Source organism: Campylobacter sp. JH32 (genome assembly GCF_017846535.1).
GTDB lineage: Bacteria > Campylobacterota > Campylobacteria > Campylobacterales > Campylobacteraceae > Campylobacter_D > Campylobacter_D coli.
This window is the reverse complement of the sequence record NZ_JAEQBS010000007.1, coordinates 98448-113413: the sequence shown is the minus strand read 5'-3', so window position 1 is coordinate 113413 and position 14966 is coordinate 98448. Positions and strand designations below refer to the sequence as shown.

At 30.6% G+C, this 14966-nt stretch carries 16 protein-coding genes and 1 pseudogene; 10 read left to right on the top strand and 7 right to left on the bottom strand.

The window, feature by feature from the left end:
* Window positions 1-55: 55 nt before the first annotated feature.
* Genes rsmD through KAR67_RS06580 form a run of 3 tightly spaced genes read right to left on the bottom strand, consistent with a single transcriptional unit; the run spans window position 56 to window position 2185 of the window.
* A complete protein-coding gene (rsmD, locus tag KAR67_RS06590; RefSeq protein ID WP_192801074.1) occupies window positions 56-739 on the bottom strand; it encodes a 16S rRNA (guanine(966)-N(2))-methyltransferase RsmD in 684 nt (227 codons plus the stop codon).
* On the bottom strand, window positions 732-1115 hold the full coding sequence (locus KAR67_RS06585; protein ID WP_002826012.1) for a hypothetical protein: 384 nt from the start codon (window positions 1113-1115) through the stop codon (window positions 732-734). The genes rsmD and KAR67_RS06585 overlap by 8 nt, the downstream gene beginning before the upstream one ends.
* Window positions 1112-2185: a DUF5644 domain-containing protein gene (locus KAR67_RS06580; RefSeq protein WP_002867027.1), complete on the bottom strand. Its 1074-nt coding sequence runs from the start codon at window positions 2183-2185 to the stop codon at window positions 1112-1114. The genes KAR67_RS06585 and KAR67_RS06580 overlap by 4 nt, the downstream gene beginning before the upstream one ends.
* A gap of 86 nt (window positions 2186-2271) precedes the next feature.
* Between KAR67_RS06580 and KAR67_RS06575 the strand changes: the two genes are divergently transcribed.
* The 3 genes and pseudogenes from KAR67_RS06575 to KAR67_RS06565 form a co-directional block, all read left to right on the top strand.
* On the top strand, window positions 2272-3093 hold the full coding sequence (locus KAR67_RS06575; RefSeq protein WP_012006780.1) for a thiamine-phosphate kinase: 822 nt from the start codon (window positions 2272-2274) through the stop codon (window positions 3091-3093).
* Window positions 3062-4180, top strand: coding sequence for a tRNA pseudouridine(13) synthase TruD (truD, locus tag KAR67_RS06570; protein ID WP_002779255.1), 1119 nt, complete (start codon window positions 3062-3064; stop codon window positions 4178-4180). The genes KAR67_RS06575 and truD overlap by 32 nt, the downstream gene beginning before the upstream one ends.
* Window positions 4181-4300: 120 nt before the next feature.
* A pseudogene (locus tag KAR67_RS06565) lies at window positions 4301-4612 on the top strand (hypothetical protein); the annotation flags it as partial.
* A 162-nt stretch (window positions 4613-4774) separates the two neighbouring features.
* Here the strand turns inward: KAR67_RS06565 and prfB are convergent.
* The gene (prfB, locus tag KAR67_RS06560; RefSeq protein ID WP_002867022.1) at window positions 4775-5872 is read right to left on the bottom strand and encodes a peptide chain release factor 2; all 1098 of its coding nucleotides are present in this window, start codon (window positions 5870-5872) and stop codon (window positions 4775-4777) included.
* A gap of 73 nt (window positions 5873-5945) precedes the next feature.
* Between prfB and rimO the strand changes: the two genes are divergently transcribed.
* Window positions 5946-7265: a 30S ribosomal protein S12 methylthiotransferase RimO gene (gene rimO, locus KAR67_RS06555; protein WP_052779582.1), complete on the top strand. Its 1320-nt coding sequence runs from the start codon at window positions 5946-5948 to the stop codon at window positions 7263-7265.
* Window positions 7255-8220, top strand: coding sequence for a tRNA lysidine(34) synthetase TilS (gene tilS / locus KAR67_RS06550; protein WP_170876423.1), 966 nt, complete (start codon window positions 7255-7257; stop codon window positions 8218-8220). The genes rimO and tilS overlap by 11 nt, the downstream gene beginning before the upstream one ends.
* Here the strand turns inward: tilS and KAR67_RS06545 are convergent.
* From KAR67_RS06545 to ciaI, 3 genes are read right to left on the bottom strand one after another with little or no spacing between them, the layout of a single operon-like run.
* Window positions 8203-8913 carry an EI24 domain-containing protein gene (locus tag KAR67_RS06545; protein WP_002788466.1) on the bottom strand — a complete coding sequence of 237 codons (711 nt, stop codon included), beginning with the start codon at window positions 8911-8913 and terminating at the stop codon, window positions 8203-8205. The genes tilS and KAR67_RS06545 overlap by 18 nt on opposite strands.
* Window position 8914: 1 nt before the next feature.
* Entirely contained in the window at window positions 8915-9604 is a 690-nt protein-coding gene (locus tag KAR67_RS06540) for a dUTP diphosphatase (protein ID WP_002779240.1), read from the bottom strand.
* 39 nt (window positions 9605-9643) lie between these two features.
* Window positions 9644-10207, bottom strand: a complete 564-nt coding sequence (gene ciaI, locus KAR67_RS06535) for an intracellular survival protein CiaI (protein ID WP_192801073.1) — start codon at window positions 10205-10207, stop codon at window positions 9644-9646.
* 76 nt (window positions 10208-10283) lie between these two features.
* Between ciaI and KAR67_RS06530 the strand changes: the two genes are divergently transcribed.
* From KAR67_RS06530 to KAR67_RS06510, 5 genes are all read left to right on the top strand, one after another.
* Window positions 10284-10691 carry a hypothetical protein gene (locus KAR67_RS06530; RefSeq protein WP_002818956.1) on the top strand — a complete coding sequence of 136 codons (408 nt, stop codon included), beginning with the start codon at window positions 10284-10286 and terminating at the stop codon, window positions 10689-10691.
* Between the two features lie 71 nt (window positions 10692-10762).
* Complete coding sequence (locus KAR67_RS06525; protein ID WP_002788478.1) at window positions 10763-11545, top strand: ABC transporter permease; 783 nt, start codon at window positions 10763-10765, stop codon at window positions 11543-11545.
* Entirely contained in the window at window positions 11542-12204 is a 663-nt protein-coding gene (locus KAR67_RS06520; RefSeq protein WP_060793227.1) for an ABC transporter ATP-binding protein, read from the top strand. The genes KAR67_RS06525 and KAR67_RS06520 overlap by 4 nt, the downstream gene beginning before the upstream one ends.
* Window positions 12204-13319, top strand: coding sequence for a capsule polysaccharide transporter (locus KAR67_RS06515; RefSeq protein WP_002792378.1), 1116 nt, complete (start codon window positions 12204-12206; stop codon window positions 13317-13319). Before KAR67_RS06520 ends, KAR67_RS06515 begins: the two co-directional genes overlap by 1 nt.
* Window position 13320: 1 nt before the next feature.
* Window positions 13321-14952, top strand: a complete 1632-nt coding sequence (locus KAR67_RS06510) for an SLBB domain-containing protein (RefSeq protein WP_002803309.1) — start codon at window positions 13321-13323, stop codon at window positions 14950-14952.
* Window positions 14953-14966: the final 14 nt, after the last annotated feature.

Sequence of the window (14966 nt, the reverse complement as noted above, 5' to 3'; positions counted from 1 at the left end):
TTCTTCCTTTAATCTATTGTTGATGATAGATCAAGCAAAAAGTGTTCCAAGTGAGTTAAGAAGAGTAAAAACTTAAGCTAGTTGATCCAAATTTCTTTTCTTTGACTTTTTGAAAATTTTGGATTTTTTCGGGAGTTTTTATGGTTGAGTGGTGTTCAAAAATGATTAAATTTAAAGTCTTTAAATCTAAATTTTCTAAAAAATGATAAATTTTTTCATAAATATCGCTAAAACCTTCTCTGGTATCAAAAGGTGGGTCAAGATATAATATGATTTCATTTTTTGAATTTTCTATGAGTTTAGGTAAAATTTCAAAAGTATTTGCATGGATCACTTCTAAATTTGGATCTATATTTTTAGCATTTTCTAAAGCAATTTTATAAGCTTTTGCATCAAGTTCTATAGCATAAGCTTTTAAAGCATGATTACTTAGTGCTTCAGCCGCCATTAAAGCACTTCCTCCAAAGGCTTCAATGAAAATTTTACTTCTTAAATCTTCTCTTATTACATTAAAAACACAACTTTTGACTATGCTTTTAGTACTTCTTGTTGTTGTAAGACTAGGTAAAAGTAGTTTTTTCCCTTTGTATTTACCACTTTCTATATTTGTATAAAGCTTTATTTCTTTAGTTTTTTTTGTTTTTTCTTTAGGAGGTTTAATTTCTTGTTTTTGAAGAAATTTTTTTCTTTTTTCATTGTGATTAAAAAAGTCTTTAACGCTTATAAATTCATCATTCATCATTAAGTGCTTTTACGAGTTTGTTTTTAAGATCTTTTATGGCAAGATCGATTTTATTTTCATAATCTTTTTTAAATTCCAAAGCAATAGCGTCAATTTTTTCTTCAAGCAGTCGTTTTTGTTCAAGTGCAAGTTGCAAAGCTGCTGCTTTTAAGGCATTATCAAATTCATTTAAAGACTCAAACAAGGCTTCTTTGCTAAATGGTATGCTTAAAAATGGAGAGTTTTTAGAGATGATAAATAAGGGTTTTGCGGTATGAATTTTTTCATCGCTAATGATGAAATCACAATTTTTTTTCATTACCAAATGATCTTTTAAAAAAAGTTCTAAAGTTTTTTCTATGATGAGATCTTTGCATTCTAAAGAGATTTTCATATCAAACTAACCTTTAAAGTGTGATTTTTTAATGATGGAGCTTGTATGCCTTCGATAAGGGCTAAAAACTCAAAACGGCTCAAAATATAAAAGTCTTCAAATTCCCTTCCACTTGTTTGCATAAGTTTTTTAGCACAAGTATCAAAAAGATAAAAATCTTTTTCTTCTTTTACTACCATAAAATCAGCCCCGCTATCATAAGCGTCCAAAACAATATCTGCGGCTATTTTATAGCTTAGCGTAGGATTTAGATTAAGCAAGCTAAAGCCATTATTTTTTATACTGTTTTCATAGGAAATAAATTTAGCCTTAAGTTTGGATTTTAAAGTATCGCAAGCATTAAAACCATAAAAAGCTATATTAAAATCTTTAAAATTATGTTTAATTTCTTTAAGTTCTTTGATCTCATTATCAAAAGCATTGGTTTTAGGTAAATCAAAGTGTAAAATATTTTTATCAAAAAGCCCTAAATTTAAAATTTCATTTTGTAGGTTTTTGATCGTTGTTTCTAAAATTTCATTTTTGCTTTCAAGATGATAAAAAATACCCTTTTCTTTATCTGCTAGAGTTTTTAAAATTTCTATCTTTTTTTCAGGATATTTTTCTATCATTTTTGAAGCCAAATAAAACACTCCATCGCCCATATATTCAGGAAGATAGTCTAAAATTTCACTTGCATAATATAAATAATCATATTTTGCATAAAGTTTTTTATCCTCTTCATTACCAAATTTTTCAAGATATTTGTATTTGTCTAAAAAATCATTTTTATCGATGATAAGATCTTTAATGGCTCTTTTTGTGCTTAAAGGCTCGATACAAAGACTAAAATCAAATTCTTTTGCTATTTTTTCTAAAGGTGTAAAAAGTGGTATGATTTGCTTATTTACAACTATGTAAGTATCTTCATCTTTATCAAAATCAAAATAAATATCATCATCTTGAACTTGCAAAAGCAGATCATAAAAACTTGCAAAATTTTCATAATTATCATAAATATAAGGTTTATAATAAGCCTCATAATCCTTGGTTTTATCAAATCTAAAAATTCTTAATTCTAATTTTTTCATGGTTTTTCCTTAAATATTTTTATATTATATAAAATTTTTCTAAAATTCACTAGAATTTAAAAGGAAATTTTATAAAATCACGCATTATGAACAAAGAAGATTTTATTATCAAAGCTTTTTTAAATGAAAAAAATGGCGATGATGGAGCTATTATTGATGATTGGTGTTTTAGTAAGGATTTGTTTTTTGAAAATGTGCATTTTAAAAGAGAGTGGTTTAGCTTAGAGCAAATTGCTACAAAAGCAATGCTTGTTAATATCTCAGATGCTATTTCAATGAATGCTGTACCAAAATACGCACTTTTAGGACTTGCTTTACCAAAAAATTTAAGCGAAAATGAGATCAAAGCCTTGCAAAAAGGTTTTTTAAAAACAGCTAGGAAATTTAATATAAAAATCATAGGCGGTGATACTATAAGCAATGATAAAATAGACATTAGTCTTACTATCATTTCAAAGATTAACGATAAAGCTGTTTTTAGAAAAGGTTTAAAAAAGGGGCATTTACTTGCTTATACGGGAAAATTAGGACGAAGTTTAAAAGGGCTTGAAATTTTACAAAATGGGGGCACTTTAAAACCAAACCATGTATTTATAAAGCCAAAATTAAGAGCTAGTTTTTTTTATGAAGTCGCACCTTTAATTTCTTGTGCTATGGATATTTCAGATGGTTTAAGCAAAGATTTATCAAGACTTTTAGCCTTAAATAAATGCGGTATTTCTTGGTTTAAAAAGCTTGATGATTATACGCTTTATAGCGGAGAAGAATATGAAATTTTGTTTGCTTTTGATGAAAAAGAGCGTCAAAATATAAAAACAATAGCCAAAAAACACGGCGTGAAATTAAATATCTTTGGAAAAGCAGTGAAAGGAAAATATGAATTTAGAGGAAGAGAACACCATTTTTAAGCCTTTGTATAGTTTAAAACACAGTCCTATTAATGCGTATTTTAGTAAAAATAGCGATGATTTTGTAGTGCGTGAAAGGCCTTTGTATGAATTTAGCGGTAAGGGTGAACATCTTATTTTACATATCAATAAAAAAGATTTAACCACAAATGAAGCTTTAAAAATTTTAAGCGAAACAAGCGGGGTTAAAATAAGAGATTTTGGTTATGCAGGGCTTAAAGATAAGCAAGGATCAACCTTTCAATACCTTTCTATGCCTAAAAAATTTGAGAGTTTTTTGTCAAATTTTTCTCATCCTAAACTTAAAATTTTAGAAACTTTTATCCATGAAAACAAGCTAAGAATAGGGCATTTAAAAGGAAATACTTTTTTCATACGCTTAAAAAAAGTTTTACCAAGCGATGCTTTAAAACTAGAACAAGCTTTGATGAATTTGGATAAGCAAGGTTTTACGAATTATTTTGGTTATCAGCGTTTTGGAAAATTTGGGGATAATTATAAAGAAGGGCTTGAAATTTTGCGTGGCAAAAAGATGAAAAATGTAAAAATGAAAGAGTTTTTAATTTCAGCTTTTCAAAGTGAGCTTTTTAATCGCTATTTGAGTAAAAGAGTGGAGTTATCACATTTTGCAAATGATTTTAGCGAAAAAGAATTGATCCAAATTTATAAAATTTCTAAAGAAGAAGCTAAGGAACTTAAAAAACAAGAACAATTTTTTAAGCTTTTAAAAGGTGAGGTTTTGGGGCATTATCCTTTTGGAAAGTGTTTTTTATGCGAGGATTTAAGTGCTGAGCTTGGGCGTTTTAAGGCAAGAGATATAAGCGCCATGGGGCTTTTAATCGGTGCTAAGGCTTATGAAACAGGAGAAGGTTTGGCCTTAAATTTAGAAAATGAAATTTTTAAAGATACTTTGGAGTTTAAGGCTAAAATGCAAGGTTCAAGACGCTTTATGTGGGGATATTTAGAAGAGTTAAAATGGCGTTATGATGAAGAAAAAGCTCATTTTTGTATAGAGTTTTTCTTGCAAAAAGGCTCTTATGCTACTGTGGTTTTAGAAGAAATTTTGCATAAAAATTTGTTTGAGTGAAATAATTATGAGTTAAATTTTATGTGATTTTTACTTTAGAATTTATTGCAAAAATGATATTTAAATTTTAAATTTAGGTATAGTTATATTAATTTAATTTTAAAACTAGGAGCAAAAATAATGAAAAAGATTTTAACAAGTGCTTTGGCTTTAGGAGCTATGACTTTGATTATAGGTTGTGGCGATGGAGATTTAGTCGAGTTAAAAAACAATGGCAACGATCAAGCTATGTTTGATTTAGGCAATCAAGAGATTATGAAAAAATATCCAAATTATAAGCTTTATGATTATACTTCAGTCAGAGCAATTAGTGATTTTAAAGATCCAGAAGGTAAAATCAAAGAAATGAAGCGTGATTTAGAAATAGATAAAACTCCATACTCAAACTATGTTTTCTTATTAAATCCAAACGATAAAAAAGACTATAAAGTTGTGAGTGTTTATTGCGATAAAGACTTTAAGAAAAGAATTTATTGTTCTGTGAATGATGCTTTTAGGTTTTATGCAAGATAATAAAACAAGCGGGAAATTCCCGCTATCTTTCTAATTCTTTTTATACCGACACTTTGCAGAAATTACTTATTTTTAAGCCTGTTACTCCGCTTTTAAGGCAATTAAAACGCCTTCTATCATTTTTTTGATATCTCCATCAAGGATATTATCCACTTGAGAAAAAGCTTCTCCGCTGCGATTGTCTTTGACTTGCTGATAAGGGAAAAGTACATAAGAGCGGATTTGATGCCCCCAGCCTATCTCGCTTTTTTCTCCGGCATTAGCACTATCTTGTTGTTTCATGAGTTCAAGTTCATAAAGGCGAGATTTTAGCATTTTAAAAGCGGTGGCTTTGTTTTTGTGCTGACTTCTGTCATTTTGGCATTGTACAACTATGCCGGTTGGAAAATGTGTGATTCTCACAGCTGATTCTGTTTTATTGACATGTTGTCCGCCTGCACCGCTTGCTCTGTAATAATCTATTCTTATATCTTTTTCTTCGATTTCTATTTCTATATCATCATCAAGTTCAGGGCTTACCATAACACTTGAAAAGCTTGTATGACGGCGTCCTGCACTATCAAAAGGAGAAGTTCTTACCAAACGATGGATACCATTTTCAGCTTTTAAATACCCATAAGCATTTTCGCCTTTAACTAAAAAGCTCACATCTTTAAGTCCTGCTTCTTCACCTTCTTGAAAGTCTAAAGTTTCGACTTTAAAACCTTCTCTTTCGCAAAATCTTAAATACATTCTATAAAGTATGCTTGCCCAGTCATTACTTTCCGTTCCACCTGCACCTGGGTGAATGGAAACAATGGCATTTTTACCATCATTTTCCCCGCTTAAAAGCATGGAAATTTCAAGACTTGTGATGGTATCTTCAAGTTTTGGTGCGTCATTAAATAAAGCTTCAAGCGTTTCTGTATCGTTTTCGCTATTAGCCAGATCAAAAAGTTCGCTTGCGTCATTTAGGGCATTAAAAGCATTTTCATAGTTTTTAAGTAGATTGGTGATTTTGGTTTTTTCTTTGCCTATGATCCCTGCTTGTTTTACATCGCTCCAAAAAGAAGGAGAATTTTCAAGCTCTTCGATTTCTTTAAGCCTTGTTTGGATATTTTCAGGCTTGATGATGGAGGCTATGTTGCCGACTTTGTTTTTTAAAGTTTTTAAAAGTTCGCTAAATTCGTAATTATCCATAAAATTTCTTTGCTATAATTATATTTTTAAAGTCAAAAATTATATCAAAAGAAAACTTTAATATAGGAAAAAAATGTCAAAACTTTATCTTATGTCTTTAGGTTGTAATAAAAATTTAGTCGATAGTGAGATCATGCTAGGGCGCCTTAGTGCTTATGAACTTTGCGATGAACCAAGCAAAGCTGATGTTTTAATCGTAAATACCTGTGGTTTTATCGATAGCGCAAAAAAAGAAAGTATTAATGCGATTTTGGATTTGCACGAACAAAGAAAAAAAGATTCTCTTTTGGTGGTTACGGGTTGTTTGATGCAGCGTTACCGCGAAGAACTTATGAAAGAACTTCCTGAGGTTGATCTTTTCACAGGTGTGGGTGATTATGAAAGAATCGATGAAATGATACTTAAAAAAACAAATTTATTTTCAAATTCGACTTATTTGCAAAGTGAAAATTCCAAACGTATTATCACAGGTTCAAATTCCCATGCTTTTATAAAAATCGCCGAAGGTTGTAATCAAAAATGCTCTTTTTGTGCTATCCCAAGTTTTAAAGGCAAGTTAAAATCTCGCGAGATAAGTAGCATTATAGCTGAGCTTAAAGATTTGGTGGCTAGGGGTTATAAGGATTTTTCTTTTATCGCACAAGATACGAGTTCTTATTTGTTTGATAAGGGTGAAAAAGATGGGCTTATACGTTTGATTGATGAGGTAGAAAAGATCGAGGGTATTAAAGCGGCTAGAATTTTATATCTTTATCCTACAAGTGCGAGTGAGGCTTTGATCAAGCGCATTATAGCTTCTAAAATTTTTGTAAATTATTTTGATATGCCTTTGCAACACATTAGCGACAATATGCTTAAGATTATGAAACGCGGAGCAAATAGCACAAGACTTAAAGAAATGTTAAATTTGATGAAAAGTGCACCTGATAGCTTTTTGCGTACGGGTTTTATCGTAGGGCACCCAGGTGAAAGTGATGCGGATTTTGAGGAGCTTTGTGAATTTATCAAAGATTTTGGTTTTGATAGAGTGAGTGTTTTTGCGTATTCTAAAGAAGAAGATACAGCTGCTTTTGATATGGAGCAAGTGCCTTTTAAAGTGATCAATAAAAGGCTTAAAATCATAGAAAAAATTGTAGATGAAGTCATAGAAAAAAGTTTTGAAAAAGAAGTGGGAAAAAAGCGCTTAGTTGTTTGTACAGGTGAGAGTAGCGAGGGTGAGTTTTTTATCGCAGCTAAAGATTTAAGATGGGATAGAGAGATTGATGGAGAAATTCTTATCAATGAAAGCGAATGTGGGAATTTGGAAATGGGACAAATTTATGAATGCGAAATCATTCAAAATGTTGATAAAAAGCTCATAGCCAAGGCTTTAAGAAAAATAGATGCAAATTAAAGATGAAATTCTATCCTTTTTAAAAAAAGGACAAAATTTACTTGCTTTTTCTTATGGAAGTGATTCTAGTGCGCTTTTTCATTTTTTAGTACAAAAAAAGATTAATTTTGATCTTGTGATGATTAATTATAAAACACGAAAAAATAGCGATTTAGAAGAGCAAAAAGCCAAGGAGCTTGCCTTGGAATTTCATAAAAAAATTTTTATAAAAAGTGCTCCTGTGATAAAGGGGAATTTTGAAAAAGAAGCTAGGGATTTTCGTTATGATTTCTTTGAAAAAATTTGTCTTGAGCAAAATTATAGCAATCTTATCTTAGCTCATCATCTCAATGATCAATTGGAGTGGTTTTTAATGCAGCTTTCTCGTGGGGCAGGTTTGGCTGAAATTTTAGGCATGCAAGAGTGTGAAAAGCGCTCAAATTATACACTTTTACGCCCTTTGCTTTTTATGAGTAAGGATGAAATTTTAAGTTATTTAAAAGAGAATGATATTTTTTATTTTCAAGATGAGAGTAATGAGAATGAAAAATATTTTAGAAATTATATAAGAAAAAATTTTTCCAATGCCTTTGTGAGTAAATTTCATCAAGGTTTAAAAAGAAGTTTTTTTTATCTTGATGAGGATAGAAAAAAACTCTATGATTTGGAGTCTATAAAAGAAATTCAAGGTCTTATGATTTGTCCTAAAAATGAAAGTTTGATTGCTAAGGCTGTAAAAATGAAAGGTTTGCTTTTAAGCGCAGCACAAAGAAAAGAGTTTTTGAAGGGCGATTGTGTTTTAGGTGGAAAAATAGGCATCGTGTATAAGGATGAAAAGGCTATCGTTTTTAAATATGAAACTTGTCAAAAATTGCCAAAAGAATTTAAAGAAGCTTGCAGAATCGCTAAAATACCAAGACTTTTAAGAGCTTATTTATACAATCACAAAATCGATATTTCATCCCTTAACTTCTAATTTTAAAATTCTTTGATAAGCTAAATGTGTTAAAAAAATCACAAAAAATACTTGCAAAAAAATTCCTAAAAGCGGGATAGATGAGAGCAAGTAAAAACATAAAGTGCTGAATTTAAATTCAAAGGTAGATGCTTGAGCGTTAAAAATTTTAAAATTTTCTTTATCTAAAACCGAACTTGTTATATCAAGCATTAAAAGCTTGTGAAAAAGATAATAAAAAGCAAGATAATACACAAAAAGATTGATAAAAGGCAAAAACAAAGCCAAGGTGCAAAGTAAAAAAATTCCTATAAATTTTAAAAATATTTTGAAAATTTCAAAAATTATATACATATTTGAGATGTTTTGTACTTCGTGATGATAGTATTTGTTATTGATTTGTTTTACAATGAGAGGAGTAAGAAAAGAGGTGATAAAAAGGGCTAGGAAAACTGAAGCAAAAATTATAACAAAGCCCGAAAATAAAACACTTATAAGCGTAATTAAAATTTGAACAAAATGAAGAGCGTAAAACCATGCCCAAAACGAGTCTTCTCCAACACTAAATAAAGAATTAAAATAATCAAGCAAAAAAGAAAAACCAAAAATTGCCAAAAATATCATCAAAATAAAACTAAAAGTAAGTGGAATTAAGGCAAATTTCAAAAATTGAAGTGTGAAAAAATCCTTAATAGCAAGTCTTAAAATTTTCAAATTACACCTTTTTATAATATTCTTCTAATTTTTTATAAATGGTATCAAAATCAAGCTCTTGCTCTAAAATTTCAGCCAATACTTCATTATCTTCTTTTCCGTTCCAATCTTTCTTATAAGTGCCTTGTTTATAGCCATTGTTTTGTCTAAAAATATTTAAAATATTTTTTCCTATGTAGGTTTTATAAAGAATTTCAAGATTAAGTCCGCATTTAATCGCTAGGATAAAATAATTAGAAAGTAGCTCTCCAAGGCTAAATCCAAAGCCACTGCATTTATGAATGATAAGCTCTATGTCGTTTAAAATGCTATAAAGATCATTTTCGCTAGGATTTCCCTCTTCTTTGCAAAAATCTTGAAAAACGCTAACTGAGATGATTTCATTCGCTATGGCTTGGAAATTTTTATCCTTTTTATTTGTATATTCTTCAAGTAAAAGACTGAGGATAAAATGCCAAATATCTACGATTTCCATACGAACATTTTCCCAATTAGTAGGGCTTGAAATATTTTTCCAATGTTTCCAAGCAAAAGAATCTATAAGTTCGGCACATTCCATATAAATACAACGTCTCCAGCTGATGAGCTTTCCTTCCTTGGTATAACCTTCTTCCCAATTTAAACCATTAGTTTCATCATTGAGTTTTTGTTGGAGCTTGAGCATATTTTCTAAAATTTCAACATTTTTCATCTTGTGCCTTTTTTAATTTTTTATGATTTATTATAAAATTTAAGCGTAAAGATTTAAACTATCATCTGTCTTATCTTGATTTTCCTTGGCTTTTTCTTGTTGTTTTTCAAGTTGTTTTTTCATTTGTTCTAAAACTTCATCAAGAAGTTTTTTGCTATCTTCAAGCATAGAAGTATTGATATCTTTATCATTTGTTTGATTTTGTTTTAGCAAATCACTGAGTTTATTTGTAAAATTATTCATAATAGCATTTTGATGGTTTTCATCATTTGGCGTTGGCAATACATTTGCCATTTGCATTGCTGATTCTATGATTTCTTTTGGTTTTAATTCTCCTACTTTAGAATTTGCCAAAAAGTCTTTTATCATGGGTTCGACTTCTTTCATTGCATTTTTTATCTCATCAAGATCAGCTTGGGTGAGTTTAGAGCCTTCAAAAGTGAAGCTAAAACCATATTGACGTTTAAGATTAAGACTTTTACCTTCTTCATCATTGCTATAACTTAAGCTTTGATTATCATACATAGACAAGGCTAGGTGTTTGCCACTTTTTGTTGTATAGTCCATTGAAAAACTTTGATTTTTGCTCGCATCAATTTGCATTTTACTCCCCTTGTGTTGATATACTTAAAATGAAAAATCGGTTATTTTTTAAAAAAATTTAGTATAATTTTACCCAATGGATGAAAGAATTTTAGAATTTATAAAAAATGAGCAGCTTTTATCTTGGGCTATGATTGATGAAAAAGGTGTTTATACGGCTAGTGCTTTTTATGCTTTTGATGAAAAGAATTTAGCTTTTATTATCGCTTCTCATGAAGATACTAAGCATATAAGATTAGCCAGTGAAAATTCAAGTATAGCACTTAATATAGCTAAAGAAAATAAAATAGCTTTTTTAAAAGGTGTGCAAGCTAAGGCCGAGTTTAAAATCGCAAACAAGGAACAAATGAAAATTTATTTTTCTAAATTTCCCTTTGCTAAGCTTGATAAAAGTGCAAAAATTTATGCTTTAGAGCTTTTTTGGCTTAAATTTACTAACAATGCTTTAGGACTTAGTAAAAAGCTTGAATTTTGTAAAAAATAAATTTTTATGATTTTATTTAAAAAAATGAGTTATGATTATAGTTTATGTAAATTGTTAGGTATAGAAAATAAATGTTAAATGTAATTCACGCTTTATTTTTTAGAGAATTAAAGACTAGATTTGGTAAAAATAAATATTTGGGTTATTTTTGGGTTATTGGCGAGCCTATGAGTGTCATTTTAATACTTACTACTATTGTGACTATTCTCAGAGAATATCATCATCAGCTAATGCCTGAAGGGATTTCTATTTTTATGTTTTTAATTTCAGGCATAGTTCCTTATTTTATGTTTAGAAGTATAGTCACTCAGCTTATGAATGGCATAGGAGCAAATTTGGCTCTTTTTGCTTACAAACCTGTAAAACCTATACATGTTTTTATCGCTAGGACTTTACTTGAGTTTTGTATTTATTTTGTTATATTTGTAGCAGTATTGTTTATAGTGGGTTGGTTTTTTAGATTAGAAGTTATCCCTAGGCATTTTTTAAGCGTGATGATTTGTATATTTTTGCTTATGTGTTCGGGTTTTGCTTTGGGTATGGTTTTTGCTATCATTGGATATTTTTTAGAGCCCTTAAAGACTTTGCTTAATTATTTTAGTATAGTATTTTATTGGGGTTCGGGTGTTATCTTTCCTACTTGGCTTATGCCAAAACCTATTCTTGATATATTATATTATAATCCTTTGCTTCATGTTATGGAGCTTTTAAGATTTAATTTTTTTGAAAATTATCCTTTGCAAGATGATTATACTTATACTTATCCTATATTTTGTATCATATGCACTTCTTTTGTGGGACTTTTTTTATATTATTACAATAGACAAGCTTTAACAGCAGTGAGAAGAACATGATAAAAGTTTTAAATTTAACCAAATCTTATCCTTTATTTAATGGCGGAAGGCATTATGTTTTTAAAGATTTTACTTTTGAATTTCCTGAAAATTGTAGTATAGGTTTAATGGGTAGAAATGGTACAGGAAAATCAACTTTAATGAAGCTTTTAAGTGGCTCTGAGCTTCCCGATAGAGGAAAAATCATTACCAATAAAAAATTTTCTTGGCCCTTGGGGCTAAGCGGAGCTTTTCAAGGATCCTTAACAGCTAGAGACAATGCTAAATTTGTGGCTAGGGTTTATGGCTATAAAGGAAAAGAGCTTTACGAAAAAGTTAAATTTGTAGAAGATTTTGCAGAGCTTGGTAAATTTTTTGATGAGCCTATGAATACTTATTCTTCGGGTATGAGTGCTAGGATAGCTTTTGGGCTTAGCATGGCTTTTGATTTTGATTATTATCTAATCGATGAGGCAGGAGCTGTAGGAGATCCTAAATTTAGAGAAAAAAGCCATAAATTATATAAAGAAAGATTGAGCCAATCTAAAGTGATCATGGTTTCACACAATGTGGCTGAAATTAAAGAATGGTGTGATAAAATTATCTTTATGGAAAATGGGAAAGCTACGGTTTACGATGATGTAGATGAGGGCATAGCCGTCTATCAAGGGAAAAAATAATGACAAAAATAAATACATTTTTTAATAAAATTAAAGATCTAAGTGTTTTTGATTCTTTTAAGATAGTATGGGTTTTGATGATTTTTGTAGTTATTTATTATACTTTAGTCGCTGCAGATCGTTATGTAAGTACTATCACCATGAGTGTAAAATCAACTACTGGAAGCACTCAAGCAAGCGGGGTTTTGTCGCTTTTAACCGCAACTTCCAATACTAGCGAAGATATCAAGTTTTTACAAGGCTATATAGAATCGCTTGATATGTTAAAGATTCTAGATGAAAAAATTCATCTAAAACAGCTTTATGATGAGCAATATATTGATTTATTTTATAGCTTATCAAGTTCTAGCTCTATAGAAAGTTATTTAAAATATTATCAAAGCCGCGTTAAAGTACATGTGGATGATAAAACAGGACTTTTAAATGTCGAGGTTGAAGGATTTACTCCAGAATCTGCGCATTTAATCGCCAAAACCATTATGCAAGAAAGTGAAAAATTTATCAATGAAATTTCACACAAGGCAGCAAGAGAACAAATGAGCTTTGCGGAAGAAGAATTGGTAAAATATAAAGAACGCTATCAAAAAGCGCAAAACGATTTGATTGCCTTTCAAAATAAATACGGAGTTTTTGATCCTCTAAAACAAGCAGAAGCTAAAGCTGGCTTAGTAACTCAACTTGAATCAGATATCGCTCAAAGAGAAGCTAAGCTTTTAACCATGCAAAGCTATATGAATGATCACGCACCTGAAATTGTAACCCTAAAGGCTGAAATCACTGCTTTAAAAAAACAATTAGTCAAAGAAAGATCTAAAATTTCAGCCGATAATTCTTCTCAAAAACTCAATGATCTAGCTGCTAAATTTCAAGATCTAACCATAGAAGCAGGCTTTGCTCAAAGTGCTTATGAGGCGGCTTTGAAAGCTTATGAAAGTGCAAGGATAGAAGCTTTAAGAAAGATTAAACAACTAGTTATCGTTCAAACCCCTGATGTACCCCAAAGTGCAAAATACCCTGAAAAAATTTATAATATCTTAACAGCATTTATTGTATTATCTTTGATTTTTGGGGTGATTAAATTTGTTAAAATGATTATAGAGGAGCACAAGTATTAAAATGAAAAAAATATTAATTTTATTTTTAAGTTGTATTTTTTGTTTTGGAGCTATAGATGTTTCACAGATTAGCTCAAGTGGAAATTCTAGCACAACTAGCTTTGTTCAAGGATTAGAAAACAATATCAGTAAGAGTGCCCCTACTCAAATTCCTGTATTTGGCGCGGAATTATTTAATGGAAATTTCAAAAATTACACTCAAAGGGTTTATAATCCTGACTATAAAATCGCAGTAGGAGATCAAATCAGTCTTAAAATTTGGGGTGCGGTTGAATTTGAACAAATTTTAGTTGTGGATTCTCAAGGAAATATTTTTATCCCTAAGGTAGGAGCGGTAAATTTGCTAGGGGTAAAAAATAGTGCTCTTGTAAGTGTGATTAAAGCTCAGGTAAATAAAATTTATAAAAATAATGTTTTTGTTTATGCGGATATGAATGCTTATCAAAATGTTAGCGTTTTTGTCACAGGCAGTGTTAATGCTCCAGGGCTTTATCAAGGTCTTAGCTCAGATTCTGTGATCCAGTATCTTGATAAGGCAGGCGGGATAAATTTAGAATACGGAAGTTTTAGAGATATTCAAATTTTACGCAATAATGCTGTGATTAAAAAGATAGATTTGTATGATTTTTTACTTAAGGGTCAAATGGATCTTTTTCCTTTTAGAAGTGGCGATGTGGTTTTGGTGGGCAATGTCCAAAGTTATGTTTTTGTAAATGGAGATGTGCAAAGACCGTTTCGCTTTGAGCTTGCAAATGATATTAAAACTTTATTTGATTTAGCCCGCGTAGCAGGCGCCAAACCTATAGTAACTAATGCGATACTAAGAAGTTATGGAAATGATCATAAGCTTGAAGTAAGTGCTTATAATAAAATGCAATTTTCTAAAGTTTTATTAAAAACGGGTGATGAGGTGCAGTTTAATCCCGAATACATTTCGCAAAATATCAGTATAACAGTCAATGGCGAGCATAGCGGGCTTAAAACTTTGGTAGTTCGAAAAGGAACGACGCTAGAGGATGTTTCAAGACTGATTGTAGCAAATGGGCAATCGGACATGAATGCCTTGCAAGTTTTTAGAAAAAGTGTTGCCAAAACTCAAAAAGATCTTATCAATGCTCAGCTTAAAGAGCTTGAAACCCTTGCTTTAACTAGTCCTTCAGTGACTTCTCAGGGTGCGGCTATCAAAGCAGAACAAGCAAAATTGATACTTGAGTTTATCCAAAGAGCAAGAGAATTAGAGCCTAAGGGGCAAATTGTTATCGATAAACCAAAATCTTATGCAGAGGTTATACTAGAAGAGGGTGATACTATCAATGTCCCTAGTAAAAACAATCTTATCATAGTCCAAGGTGAGGTTACTTTACCAGGAGCTTTTGTTTATAATAAGGGTGAAAATTTAAAATACTATATCAATCTTGCAGGAGGTTATGGAGAAAGAGCAGATACCTCCAAAGTGCTTGTTATACGCAACAATGGCAAGGCTCAAAGATATAGTGGAAGTGTTGATATGATGCCGGGCGATTCTGTCTTGGTTTTGCCTAAGGTTGAGAGTGAGAATTTACAAATTTTTTCTATGCTAACGCAAATTTTATATCAAATTGCCGTTGCAACGAATGTAGTATTGAATTTATGATGATTTTAGGATGA